Here is a 12,751-nt window from a genome sequence, read left to right as displayed (position 1 = left end):
TCGCGACGAGGAGACATGACCGGACGGAAGTGGAGCATCGCCGGACAGCTGTTCGCGCTCCAGGTCGTGGTGGTGACGCTGCTCGTGGCGGCCGCCACCGCCGGCGTGGCGCTGGTCGCCCGCGCCGACGCCCGGGACGCGGCCCGCAAGGAGGTGCTCGCCGTCGCCGAGACGGTCGCCCGGTCACCCCAGGTGGTCGCCGCGCTGGCCACCCCGCGCCCGGCCACCACCCTCCAGCCGTACGCCGAGTCCATCCGCGTCGCCACGAAGACCGACTTCGTGGTGGTGATGGCCCCGGACCGGACCCGCTACTCGCACGCCGACCCGGCCCAGATCGGCCGGCCGTTCATCGGCGAGATCGGGCCGGCGCTCGCCGGGCAGCCCTTCACCGTGGTGAACACCGGCACCCTGGGTGAGTCGGTCCGGGCGGTCGTCCCCGTACGCGACACCGACGGCCGGGTGATCGGCCTGGTGTCGGTCGGCATCACCACCGAGGCGATCAACCGGGAGCTGATCGGCCGGTCACCGATCCTGCTCATCGCCACCGCCGCCGCGCTGGCCCTGGCCGGCGCCGGCTCCTGGCTGCTGAGCCGGCGGCTGCGCCGGCTGACCCACGGCCTCGGCCCGGCCCAGATGACCCGCATGTACGAGTACTACGACGCGGTGCTGCACTCGGTCGGCGAGGGTCTGGTGGTGATCGGGCCGGACCGCCGCATCGGGCTGGTCAACGACGAGGGCCGACGTCTGCTCGGGCTGCCCCTCGACGCGCCGGTCGTGGACCGGCCGGTGACCGAGGTCGACCTGCCGCCCGCGCTGACCGAGCTGATCATGTCCGGTCAGACGGCCCGGGACGAGCTGATCCTCACCGCCGACCGCGCGCTGGTGGCCAACCTCCGGCCGACCGGCACCGGCGGACCGGCCCTCGGCACCGTGCTGACCCTGCGCGACCACACCGACCTGCGCGCGCTGACCAGCGAGCTCGACTCGGTACGCGGGCTCACCGAGGCGCTCCGGTCGCAGGCGCACGAGGCCGCGAACCGGCTGCACACCGTGCTCACCCTGGTCGAGCTGGGGCGCACCGAGGAGGCGGTCCGGCTGGCCACCGAGGAGTTGGCGCTGGCCCAGCAGCTCACCGACCGGGTCGTCGGCGCGATCACCGAGCCGGCGCTGGCCGCGCTGCTGCTGGGCAAGTCGGCCCAGGCCGCCGAGCGGGGGGTGGAGCTGACCGTCGACCCGGCGTCCCGCCTCGACGTCGGCACCCTGCCCGCCGGTGACCTGCTCACCGTCGTCGGCAACCTGGTCGACAACGCGTTGGAGGCCGTCGCCGCCGGGGAGCCGCCCCGCCGGGTCCGGGTGTACGTGGCCGAGTCGCCCGGCGAGGTGCTGGTCGAGGTGACCGACAGCGGCGCCGGGCTCCCGGCCGAGCGGGTGGCCGACGCGTTCCGCCGCGGCTGGTCCACCAAGTCCAGCGGCCGGGGTCTCGGGCTCGCCCTGGTCGGCCAGGTGCTGGCCCGCCACGACGGCCGGTACGAGGTGGCCGCCGGACCGGAGGGCGGGACGGTGTTCCGGGTCCGGCTGCCGGTGCCCGTGGAGCTGCCGACATGAGCGAACGTGGCGAGGAAACCGTCCTCGGCGACATCCGGGTGCTCGTCGTCGAGGACGAGGAGCTGATCGCGGAGGCGCACCGCGCGTACACCGAGCGGGTGCCGGGTTTCCGGGTGGTCGGGGTGGCGCACGACGCCCGGGAGGCCATGCGGGTGCTGCGCCGCACCGGGGCGGACGCCGTCGACCTGGTGCTGCTCGACTTCCACCTGCCCGACGTGCACGGGCTGGACGTCTGCCGCTCGATGCGGGCCGCCGGCAGCGCCGCCGACGTGCTCGCCGTGACCTCGGCCCGGGACCTCGCGGTCGTCCGCGCGGCGGTGGCGCTCGGGGTGACCCACTACCTGCTGAAGCCGTTCACCTTCGCGGCCTTCCGGGACAAGCTGGAGCGCTACGCCGAATACCGGCGGCAGACGTCGGCGGGCGGGGCGGTCGCCGCCCAGCACGAGGTCGACCGGATGTTCGCCACGCTGCGGGGCACCGCGCCGGACACCCTGCCCAAGGGGCTCGGCGCACAGACCCTCGATCTCGTGCTCGACGTGCTGCGTCGGCGGCCGGGACTCTCCGCGTCGGAGGTGGCCGAGCACACCGGGACGTCCCGGGTCACCGCCCGCCGCTACCTGGAGCACCTGGTCGAGACCGGCCGGGTCACCCGCACGCCCCGTTACGGCACGCCGGGCCGACCGGAGGTCGAGTACCGCCCGACCTGACGGGACGACCGGAAACATCCCCGTTCCCGGGCACGACGCCCCGGAACGGCATGATCATGGCTGGTGGCGGCATCGGACCCGCCGAAGAGCGAGGAGGGGCGTACCCGTGCCGGACGCCGAGGAACTCATCACCGACGCGGTGGCGGCGTCCCGTGGTCACGACGTACGCCTGGCGGAGCGGCAGCTGGACCGGCTCGTGGTCGGCACCGGCGCCGCGGACGGCGCGGCGGCGGTGGACGCGGCGCTGCTGCGTCGCCTGGCCGCCGCCGTCGGGCGACTCTGGCCCCGGGGCTGGCAGCCGGTCGACCTGGACCGCATCGCGGCCCGGCGGCTCGGCCCCCGTGCCGCCCGGCTGCTGCGCGACGCGGTGGCCGCCCAGCGGCGCGGCCAGCCGGACCCGGTCCCGGCCTGGTGGGACGACCAGCTGCGCGACCTGGACACGCGGGTCTGGTGGGACGACGACGCCGGCCACCTCACCGCCTGGGCCACCCGCGAGGGGACCGACCGGATCGCCGCCCTGCGCGACGCGGTCGAAGCGCTGGCGCTGGCGGAGTCCCTGCCCCCGATCGCCGTGCTCCGCCCGCCACCCGGATCTGCCCAGAACGCCGCGAGCGGACCGGCCGGCCGCAGCGGGTCGCGGATCCTGGACCGGGTGCGGGCGCTGCTCGCCAAGGCCGAGTCGACGACCTTCCCGGCGGAGGCCGAGGCGCTCACCGGCAAGGCGCAGGAGCTGATCGCCCGGCACAGCGTCGACGCGGCGCTGCTCGCGGCCGACACGCCCCGCGCCGACCTGCCCGGCGGGGTGCGGCTCGGCACCGACCAGCCGTACGCGGGCGCAAAGGCACTGCTGGTGCAGGAGGTCGCCGGGGCCAACGGCTGCGAGGCGGTCTGGTCCGACGACCTCGGCTTCGCCACCGTGCTCGGCTGGCCGGCCGACCTGGAGGCCGTCGAGCTGCTCTACACCTCGCTGCTCGTGCAGGCCACCGGCGCGATGCTGCGCGGCCGCAACGAGCGCCGGGCGACGTCCGGCGGGCGGCGCACCAAGGGGTACGACGAGGCGTTCCTGCACGCGTTCGCGCTGCGCATCGGGGAGCGGCTGCGGGCGGCCCGCGCGGCGGTGAACGCGCAGGCGGCGCAGGAGGCGGGCGCGGAGCGGCTGCTGCCGGTGCTCGCCGCCCGGGGCGAGGCCGTCAAGGAACGGCTGGACACCCTGTTCCCGGGGGTGACCCGGGCGCGACTGAGCGTCCGGGACGCGGAGGGCTGGGCGTCGGGCACGTCGGCCGCCGACCGGGCGTCACTGGACGTCGGCGGCGCCCGGCAGAACCGGCAGGTCCGCGGCGGCGGGCGCCGCCCACGCTGACCCGCCCGGCGTGGGCGCCATACTTCCGGGATTTCGTTCGGTTTGGATGTAGGGAACGGGGTGTCGGCTCCGACCCCTCGGTGACGCCGCGCCGAGGACCGGCGCGGCCAGGACGCGAGGAGCAGGTCGTGAAGTACATGCTGTTGATCTGGAACCGGCCCGGTTTCGTCGAGGAGCTGTCCGAGCAGGACCGGGTGGCCTTCTTCGGTGAGATCGACCAGATCATGAAGGAGCTGTCCGAGTCCGGCGAGCTGGTGGGCGGGCAGGCGCTGGCCGACCCGTCCCAGACGCGTACGGTTCGGCTCGCCGGCGGGCACCCGGAGGTCGTCGACGGGCCGTTCATGGAGAGCAAGGAGCAGTTCGCCGGCTACCTGGCCGTGGACTGTGACAGCCCGGAGCGGGCCGCCGAGATCGCGGCGCGCTGGCCCGACGTGCGGTACGGCGGCGTCATGGAGGTCCGCCCGATCATGGACGAGGCCGGGACGGAGATGTGACCAGCGGGTCGGGTCGGGTCGAGGAGCTGCTGCGCACCCTGGCGCCGCAGGTCCTCGGCCTGCTCGTCCGCCGGCACGGCCAGTTCGACCGGTGCGAGGACGCGGTCCAGGAGGCGCTGCTCGCGGCCGCTCTCCAGTGGCCGGAGCAGGGCGTGCCGGAGAACCCCCGCGCCTGGCTGCTGACGGTCGCCACCCGCCGGCTCACCGACGAGTGGCGCAGCGAGCGCGCCCGCCGGGACCGCGAGGTCGCGGTGGCCGTCCGCGAGCCGGCGTACGCCACGGTCGCCCCGCCGGCCGACGCGGAGCCGCCGGCCGGCGACGACACTCTGCGCCTGCTCTTCCTCTGCTGCCACCCGGCGCTGCCCCGGTCGGGGCAGGTGGCGCTGACCCTGCGCGCGGTCGGCGGCCTCAGCACCGCGCAGATCGCCCGGGCCCACCTGGTGCCGGAGGCGACGATGAGCCAGCGCATCCGCCGGGCCAAGCAGCGGATCGAGGCGACCGGGGCGCGGTTCACGATGCCGTCGGCCGCCGAGCGGGACGACCGGCTGGGCGCGGTGCTCCAGGTGCTGTACCTGATCTTCAACGAGGGGTACACGGCGTCGAGCGGGCCGGACCTGCACCGGGCCGAGCTGACCGGCGAGGCGATCCGGCTGGCCCGGATGCTGCACGGGCTGCTGCCCGACGAGGGCGAGGTGACCGGCCTGCTCGCGCTGATGCTGCTCACCGACGCACACCGGGCCGCCCGGGTCGGCCCGGCCGGCGAGCTGGTGCCGCTGGCCGAGCAGGACCGGAACCGGTGGGACCGGGCCGCCATCGCCGAGGGGATAGCCCTGATCACCGAGGCGCTGACCTGGTCACCGCCCGGGCCGTACCAGTTGCAGGCGGCGATCGCGGCCGTGCACGCCGAGGCGCCGACCGCCGGCGAGACCGACTGGCCGCAGATCGTCGCGCTCTACCGGCTGCTCGCCCGGATCGCGCCGAACCCGATGGTCACCCTGAACCAGGCGGTCGCCGTGGCCATGGTGGACGGCCCGCGCGCCGGGCTCGCCCTGCTCGCTCCGCTGGCCGAGGACGAGCGCGTCGCGGGACACCATCGGGTCGACGCCGTCCGCGCCCACCTGCTGGAGCTGGCCGGCGAACCGGGTCCGGCACGGGAGGCGTATCTGGCCGCGGCCCGCGCCACCACCAGCCTCCCCGAACGCCGCTACCTGGAGACCCGAGCCACCCGCCTCACCCCCTGATCCCGGCGATCATGCAGTCGTGGTGCCTGATGGTTCGGACATGTCGCTCATGTTCACCACCACAACTGCATGATCGACGCGCCGCGCGCGGTCAGGGGCGGCAGTCGCGCATGAGGGTGGTGGGGATCTGGGTGTACGTGTCGGCGAGCCAGCTGCTCGGGCGTTTCGCGCGGGAGCCGGCGTCGATGCGGTCGGCGGTCTCCGCGACCAGCGCCTCGATGCCGGGGTCCTCGGCCCGGCCGGCCTGGGCGCGCACCTGGTCGGCCAGCTCGGCGAGGTCGGCCCGGAGCTCCTCGGCGATCTGCTCGCTGGTCAACTCGCGTTCGGTGGCCTTGGCCGAGTCGGCGGCGATCTCCTTGCTGGTGGCGATGATGAGCCGGTCGACGGCCTGACAGACGGCCACGGTGTTGGCGGCGGTGAACGGCGACGGGCTGGCGCTGGTCGGCGACGGGGTGGGCGCGGCGCCGGCGGGAGCGGTCGTGGTCGCCGGGTCGTCCGGCGCGCCGGCGCCCGCTCCGGGCGACTGACAGCCGGCGAGCAGCGCCGCCAGGACGACGACGCCGACGGCTCGCCGGCCGGTCACGGTGGGCTGGAACATCGTCCTCTCCCGTTCCAGGTCGGCCGTCCATGGGGGACGGTCGTGGTGGCGGCACACGGACGGGGACACCTCGTCCCGGTCAACGATCCGGCGCGAGGCGGGGACACGCGTACGCGCGCCGGGCCGGTCACCGGTCCGGCGCGCGTACGCGACGGGTCAGCTCTTGAACGCGTCCTTGACCTTCTCGCCGGCCTGCTTGAGGTTGGCCTTGGTCTGGTCGTTGCGACCCTCGGCCTCCAGACGCTCGTCGTCGGTGGCCCTGCCGGCGTGCTCCTTCACCTTGCCCGCCGCGTCCTCGGTCGCGTTGCTGATCTTGTCGTCCATGCCCATGACGTCCTCCACTCCGAAGCGTCGTTACGCCGCTCCAATACCCCACCCCCCACCGCATCAACCGCACCCCGAACCGCCCCGCCGACCAACCGGCGCGATCTTGCACCTTCGGCCCCCAACTCGGACGAGATGTCCGATATGCCGGGGCGCACGGTGCAAGATCGCGGGGCGGGCAGCGGGGCGTGGGGCACCGCCGGGCAGGGGTCAGGAGATTGGGCGGAAGCGGCGGAGACGGAGGCTGTTGGCCACCACGAAGACCGAGGACAGGGCCATCGTGGCACCGGCGATCATCGGGTTGAGCAGCCCGGCGGCGGCCAGCGGCAGGGCCGCCACGTTGTAGCCGAAGGCCCAGACCAGATTGCCCCGGATGGTGCCGAGCGTGCGCCGGGCGAGTCGGATGGCGTCGACGGCGGCGGTCAGGTCGTCCCGGACGAGCGTCAGGTCGGACGCCTCGATCGCCACGTCGGTGCCGGTGCCCATGGCCAACCCCAGGTCGGCCCGGGCGAGCGCGGCCGCGTCGTTGACCCCGTCGCCGACCATGGCGACCGTCCGCCCCTCGGCCTGGAGCCGCGCCACCACGTCGACCTTGTCGGCCGGCAGCACCTCGGCGATCACCTCGGTGATGCCGACCTCGGCGGCCACCGCCCGGGCGACCGTGGCGTTGTCGCCGGTCAGCAGCACCGGCCGCAGCCCGAGGTCGCGCAGCCGGGCCACGGCGGCCCGACTGGTGGGCTTGACCACGTCGGCGACCGCGAGGACGCCCCGGGCCTGCCCGCCCCAGCCGGCGAGCACCGCCGTCCGGCCGGCGGCCTCCGCGTCGGTCGCCGCCCGTTCCACTTCCGGGGGTACGACGAGTCCCCGCTCGCGCAGCAGCCGGAGCCGGCCGACGAGCACCTCGCGCCCCTCCACGACGCCGCTCACACCGAGCCCCTCGACGTTGGCGAAGCCGGTGACGGGCGGCAGGGCGCCGGCCTCGGCGGCGCCGGTGGCCACCGCGCGGGCGATCGGGTGTTCGGACGCGGCCTCCAGCGCTCCGGCCACCCGCAGCAGCTCTTCGGCGTCGGTGCCCGCGTCGGGCAGCACGTCCACCAGCGTCATCCGGCCGGTCGTGACGGTGCCGGTCTTGTCGAGCACGACGGTGTCGACGCGACGGGTGTTCTCCAGCGCCTCCGGCCCCTTGATCAGCACGCCGAGTTGGGCGCCCCGGCCGGTGCCGACCAGCAGGGCGGTCGGCGTGGCCAGCCCGAGCGCGCAGGGGCAGGCGATGATCAGCACGGCGACGGCGGCGGTGAACGCGGCGGTCGGGCCGGCGCCGGCCCCGAGCCACCAGCCGAGGGTACCGACGGCCAGCGCGATCACGATCGGGACGAAGACGCCGGAGATCCGGTCGGCGAGCCGTTGCACGGCCGCTTTGCCGCTCTGCGCCTCCTCCACCAGCCGAGCCATCCGGGCCAGCTGGGTGTCGGCGCCGACCCGGGTCGCGGTGACCACGAGGCGGCCGCCCGCGTTGACCGTCGCGCCGACCACGGTGTCGCCGGGCCGGACCTCGACCGGGACGGATTCCCCGGTGAGCATGCTCGCGTCGACCGCCGAGGTGCCCTCATCGATCACGCCGTCGGTCGCGATCTTCTCGCCGGGCCGCACCACGAACCGGTCCCCGACGGCCAGTTGGTCCGCCGGGATGCGGGTCTCGACCCCGGCGCGGAGCACCGCGACGTCGCGGGCGCCGAGTTCGAGCAGAGCCCGCAGCGCCGCGCCGGCGGTGCGCTTCGAGCGGGCCTCGAAGTAGCGGCCGGCGAGGATGAACACGGTCACCCCGGCCGCGGCTTCCAGGTAGATGTTGCCGGCGCCGTCGGAGCGGGTGATGTCGAACCGGAACGGGTGCGTCATCCCGGGCATCCCGGCGTCGCCGAGGAAGAGCGCCCAGAGCGACCAGCCGAACGCGGCGATGGTGCCGACCGAGACGAGGGTATCCATGGTCGCCGCGCCGTGCCGCAGGTTGATCAGCGCGGCCCGGTGGAACGGCAGGCCGCCCCAGACGACGACCGGGGCGGCCAGGGCCAGCGACAGCCACTGCCAGTAGTCGAACTGCCACGCCGGCACCATGGCCAGCAGGATCACCGGCACGCTCAGCGCCACGGACACCCACAGCCGCGTACGCAGCCCGCGCAGCTCGTCCACCGGCGCGGCCGGGGCGGGTGCGCCGGCCGGGCCGGGCGGGGGCGGCAACTCGGCCGTGTAGCCGGTCTTCTGCACGGTGGCGATCAGGTCGTCGGGCGTGACGTCGTCGGCGTACCGGACGGTGGCCTTCTCGGTCGCGTAGTTGACCGTGGCCGTCACGCCCTCCATCCGGTTCAACTTCTTCTCGATGCGGGCGGCGCAGGAGGCGCAGGTCATCCCGGAGATGGCGAGCTCGATCTGGTTCGGCGCGGTCGGCAGCGGCGTGCTGCTGGTGGTGGTCATCGAGGGTCCCGTCAGTCGTGCCCGTGGCCCGGCTCGCCGTGCTCGGCGGCGCCGGTCGGGGCGGGTGCGTTCGGGGTCGGCGCGGGGCTGCCCGTCGGGGCGGTGGCGGCGTCGGCCAGCACGGTGAACTCCGCCGTGCGCACCACGCCACCGTGCTTGAAGTCGAGGTAGAGCCGGTAGGCGCCGGCGGACGGCACCTCGGCGCGGAACGTCACCGCGGGGCCGGGCGGCGTCCGCCCGTCGCCGGGCGCGCCGTCCGGGTGCACGTGCAGGTACGCGAGGTCGCCCTGGCGCAGGGCCACCAGGTGGCCGTACGCGCCGAGGTAGGGCTCCAGGTCGGTGACCGGCGCGCCGTCGCGGCTGACAGTCAGCGTGAGCTGGGCGGTGCGGCCGGGCTGCGGGCTGCCCGCCAGGGTGACGGTGTAGCCGTCGACCGTGGTGCTGGTGGCGGGCGGTGGCAGCGGCCGGTCGGTGAGCGCACCGGGCACGGTGACGTCGACACCGAGCGTCAGCGGCTCGCCGCCGGTGGGGGTGAAGTCGGCGAAGGCCCGCCACACGCCGGGCCCGCCGAACGGGGCGGCCACCCGCCAGGTGCCGTCCGGATCCTGCTCGGGGTGCACGTGTCGGAAGCCGGAGAGGTCCCGGCGCGCCACGATGAGGTGCATGCGCCTGTCGTGTGCCACGTCGTACGCGGTGACAGGGCCGCCGTCGGGGCCGGCGATCCGGAAGGCGAACTCGCCGGATGGGGCGGTCACCGGCACGAGCGTGTAGCCCCGGTCGGAGACGAGCAGGCCACCGGGGAGGCGCCCGGAGGCGCCCGCCTCGGTGCCGTGCCCGGTGTCACCGTGCCCGGCCATGGTGTCGTCGTGGCGGGATTCGGCGGCGGGGGTGACGGGGCCGGCCACCTGACCGACCCCGTAGGCCGCGCCGAACACCGCCGCGAGCCCGAGCGCGAACCCGCTCAGCTTCATCGCGGTGTTCATCCTGGCGGCTCCGATCCCGATCAGGCGTCGACGAGTTCGTAGCCGGCCTCGTCGACGGCCGCCCGCACGGACGCGACGTCCAGCGGGGTCTCGCTGTCGACGGTGACCTGCCCGCTCGACAGCTCGACCCGCACGTCCCGGACGCCCGGGATCGCGCCGACCTCGGCGCTGACCGCGCTCACGCAGTGTCCGCAGGTCATGCCCTGCACCTGGTATGTCGTGGTGACCATCCGACCGCTCCTTCCGCCGCCTCGAACAATACCCCCCAGGGGTAATACGAGGACGGACTCCCGCCCCCGAGGCTTACCTGTACCGGGTGGGGGTATCCGGCACGATAGGACCGTACCATACCCCCGGGGGGTAGGCTATCCTTGTCCGCATGACCGCACCCACGCCCATCCGCGGATACACCGCCAGCAAGGATCAGCTGCTCGCGCGGCTCCGCCGCGTGGAGGGACAGGTCCGCGGCGTCGAGAAGATGGTCGACGAGGACCGCTACTGCATCGACGTGCTCACCCAGATCTCCGCGATCCAGGCCGCCCTGGACAAGGTCGCGCTCGGCCTGCTCGACGGACACGCCCGGCACTGTATGCACGAGGGCGCCGCCGAGGGCCGCGCCGACGAGATGGCCACCGAGATGATGGCCGCCGTCGGCCGCCTCATGAAGCGCGGCTGACCTCAGCGGCCGGCTCCAGGCGCACCCGCCGCAGCAGCTGCGCGTTCAGCGCGACCACGATGGTCGACGCGGACATCAGCACCGCCGCGACCGGAGGGCTCAGGGTCACACCCACCGGGGCGAGCACCCCGGCCGCCAGCGGCAGCGCGACCACGTTGTAACCCGCGGCCCAGCCGAGGTTCTGAAGCATCTTCCGGTACGACGCCCGGGAGAGCCGCACCACCGCGGCGACCCCCCGCGGGTCCGACGAGGCGAGCACCACCCCGGCCGACTCGATCGCCACGTCCGTGCCGGCGCCGATGGCGATGCCCACGTCGGCCCGGGCCAGCGCCGGGGCGTCGTTCACACCGTCGCCGACCATCGCCACCGTCAGCCCGCGCCGACGCAGCGCGGTGACCCGCCCGTCCTTCTCCTCCGGCAGCACCTCGGCGAAGACCTCGTCGCCGGGGCGGAAGCCGAGGTCGGCGGCGACCGCGTCGGCCACGGCCCGGGAGTCGCCGGTGATCATCGCGATCGTACGCACGCCCTGGTCACGCAGCTCGGCGATCGCCTGGCGCGCCTCCGGGCGCACCTCGTCGCTCAACGCGAGCGCGCCCAGCACGGTCGCCGGTAGCCGGACCAGGTACAGCACTCCGGCGCCCCGGGCGCTCCACCGGTCGACCGCCGGGGTCAGCTCGTCGGGAGGACGCGCCGCCAACTCGCGCAGCAGAGCGGGACCACCCACCGCGTACTCCGTACCGTCGACGGTCGCCTGCACGCCGCGGCCCGGCAGCGACCGGAAACCGCTCGCCCGCGCGGCGCCGCCCGGCCCCGCCGCCGCCACGACGGCCCGGGCCAGCGGGTGTTCGCTGTCGGACTCCACACCGGCGGTCAGCCGCAGCAGCTCGTCCCGGTCGACGCCGGACGCCGGGGCCAGCTCGGTGACCACGTGCCCGCCCCGGGTCAACGTCCCGGTCTTGTCGAACAGGACGGCGTCGACGGTCCGCATCCGCTCAAGCGCCAGCCGGTCCTTCACCAGGATCCCGGAGCGCCCGGCGAGCGCCGTGCTCAGCGCGATCACCAGGGGGATGGCCAGCCCGAGTGCGTGCGGGCAGGCGATGACCAGGACCGTCACGGCACGGACCACCGCCTCGTCGACCCGGCCGAGCAGCGTCCAGACCAGCACCGTGGCCACGGCGGTGCCCGTGGCCACGTAGAAGAGCGCGGCCGCGAACCGGTCGGCGAGCAGCTGGGCGCGCCCGCTGGACCGTTGCGCCTCGGCGACCATCCGCTGGATGCCGGCGAGCGTCGTGCCCGAACCCACCGCCTCGACCCGGACCCGGAGCGCGGAGTCGGTGGCCACGGTGCCGGCGACGACCCGGTCCCCGGCCGACCGGGGCACCGGACGGGACTCCCCGGTGATCATCGATTCGTCGAGCTCGGCCGCGCCGTCGGTCACCCGGCCGTCGGCGGGCACCCGGCCGCCCGGGCGGACCAGCACCACGTCCCCGATCCGCAGTTCGGCAACCGGGACCGGCTCCGGCCGACCATCCCCGCCGACCCGCTCGGCCCGGTCGGGCAGGAGCGCGGCGAGCGCCGCCAACGCCCCCCGGGCCTGCCCGATCGCCCGCATCTCCTGCCAGTGACCGAGGAGCATGATGGTGACCAGCGCGGCCAACTCCCACCAGAAGTCCAGGTCGAAGGCGCCGATGCCGGTGGCCAGCGATGCCACGTACGCGACGGTGATCGCCATCGTGACCAGCAGCATCATGCCGGGCGTGCGGTCGCGCAGCTCGCGGAGCGCGCCGGCCAGGAACGGCCAGCCACCCCACCAGAACACCACCGACCCGAGCACCGGACCGACCCAGGACCGGCCGGGGAACGCCAGCTCGTAGCCGAACCAGGCCATCACCATGTGGCTGGTGACCACGACCGGCACGGTGAGCACCAGGCAGAGCCAGAACCGCCGCCGGAACATCTCCGGGTCGTGCCCGGCGTGCCGGTCGTGCCCGCGATGCCCGCCGCCGTGCCCGGGTTCGCCGCCGTCCTCCCCGCCGTGCCCGCGACCGCCACCGCGCCCCTCGTGGCCGGAGCGGCCCGAGTGGTCGGGGTGGCCGAGCGGTGGGTCGGGGTCGTGCGGGTGCATGGACATGACTCCACCATGCCCGCCGGCGGTGCCCGGGGGGTGCCGTCCCGCCGACGCGACCCTCCGACACCGAGCGCAGGACAGGCATCGGCGCGCGAGCCTGGTTAGCATTCCGAACGATGGCTCTCCCGACTCGGCACCGCCCGGCCCGGCCCTACCGCCGGTTGCC

12 protein-coding genes are annotated in these 12,751 nt (G+C 75.1%); 6 read left to right on the top strand and 6 right to left on the bottom strand.

Annotated features, from left to right (window positions below):
* Positions 1–15 precede the first annotated feature (15 nt).
* From ACIBTV_RS07555 to ACIBTV_RS07535, 5 genes are all read left to right on the top strand, one after another.
* Positions 16–1,605: an ATP-binding protein gene (locus ACIBTV_RS07555; protein WP_396703186.1), complete on the top strand. Its 1,590-nt coding sequence runs from the start codon at positions 16–18 to the stop codon at positions 1,603–1,605.
* On the top strand, positions 1,602–2,312 hold the full coding sequence (locus ACIBTV_RS07550) for a response regulator (RefSeq protein WP_396703185.1): 711 nt from the start codon (positions 1,602–1,604) through the stop codon (positions 2,310–2,312). The genes ACIBTV_RS07555 and ACIBTV_RS07550 overlap by 4 nt, the downstream gene beginning before the upstream one ends.
* A gap of 106 nt (positions 2,313–2,418) precedes the next feature.
* A complete protein-coding gene (locus ACIBTV_RS07545; protein WP_396703184.1) occupies positions 2,419–3,672 on the top strand; it encodes a DUF2786 domain-containing protein in 1,254 nt (417 codons plus the stop codon).
* 137 nt (positions 3,673–3,809) lie between these two features.
* On the top strand, positions 3,810–4,166 hold the full coding sequence (locus tag ACIBTV_RS07540) for a YciI family protein (RefSeq protein ID WP_396703233.1): 357 nt from the start codon (positions 3,810–3,812) through the stop codon (positions 4,164–4,166).
* Complete coding sequence (locus tag ACIBTV_RS07535) at positions 4,163–5,407, top strand: RNA polymerase sigma factor (protein WP_396703182.1); 1,245 nt, start codon at positions 4,163–4,165, stop codon at positions 5,405–5,407. Before ACIBTV_RS07540 ends, ACIBTV_RS07535 begins: the two co-directional genes overlap by 4 nt.
* 91 nt (positions 5,408–5,498) lie before the next feature.
* Here the strand turns inward: ACIBTV_RS07535 and ACIBTV_RS07530 are convergent, their stop codons facing one another.
* The 5 genes from ACIBTV_RS07530 to ACIBTV_RS07510 form a co-directional block, all read right to left on the bottom strand.
* Positions 5,499–6,005 carry a hypothetical protein gene (locus ACIBTV_RS07530; protein ID WP_396703181.1) on the bottom strand — a complete coding sequence of 169 codons (507 nt, stop codon included), beginning with the start codon at positions 6,003–6,005 and terminating at the stop codon, positions 5,499–5,501.
* 156 nt (positions 6,006–6,161) lie between these two features.
* The gene (locus tag ACIBTV_RS07525) at positions 6,162–6,335 is read right to left on the bottom strand and encodes a CsbD family protein (protein WP_091592926.1); all 174 of its coding nucleotides are present in this window, start codon (positions 6,333–6,335) and stop codon (positions 6,162–6,164) included.
* 204 nt (positions 6,336–6,539) lie between these two features.
* Positions 6,540–8,798 (bottom strand): heavy metal translocating P-type ATPase, encoded by a 2,259-nt coding sequence (locus ACIBTV_RS07520; protein ID WP_396703180.1) that lies wholly within the window; start codon positions 8,796–8,798, stop codon positions 6,540–6,542.
* An 11-nt stretch (positions 8,799–8,809) separates the two neighbouring features.
* Positions 8,810–9,781 (bottom strand): hypothetical protein, encoded by a 972-nt coding sequence (locus ACIBTV_RS07515; protein WP_396703179.1) that lies wholly within the window; start codon positions 9,779–9,781, stop codon positions 8,810–8,812.
* Between the two features lie 20 nt (positions 9,782–9,801).
* On the bottom strand, positions 9,802–10,011 hold the full coding sequence (locus ACIBTV_RS07510) for a heavy-metal-associated domain-containing protein (RefSeq protein ID WP_396703178.1): 210 nt from the start codon (positions 10,009–10,011) through the stop codon (positions 9,802–9,804).
* Between the two features lie 149 nt (positions 10,012–10,160).
* On the opposite strand from ACIBTV_RS07510, the gene ACIBTV_RS07505 reads away from it, so the two are divergent.
* Positions 10,161–10,457 (top strand): metal-sensitive transcriptional regulator, encoded by a 297-nt coding sequence (locus ACIBTV_RS07505; RefSeq protein WP_396703177.1) that lies wholly within the window; start codon positions 10,161–10,163, stop codon positions 10,455–10,457.
* Here ACIBTV_RS07505 and ACIBTV_RS07500 read toward each other — a convergent pair.
* Positions 10,441–12,588 (bottom strand): heavy metal translocating P-type ATPase, encoded by a 2,148-nt coding sequence (locus ACIBTV_RS07500; RefSeq protein ID WP_396703176.1) that lies wholly within the window; start codon positions 12,586–12,588, stop codon positions 10,441–10,443. The genes ACIBTV_RS07505 and ACIBTV_RS07500 overlap by 17 nt on opposite strands.
* Positions 12,589–12,751: the final 163 nt, after the last annotated feature.

The organism is Micromonospora sp. NPDC049366, from assembly GCF_044466625.1.
In the GTDB taxonomy this organism is placed as follows: domain Bacteria; phylum Actinomycetota; class Actinomycetes; order Mycobacteriales; family Micromonosporaceae; genus Micromonospora.
The sequence above is the reverse complement of the archived record's forward strand: the minus strand, read 5'-3'. Positions and strand labels throughout refer to the sequence as shown.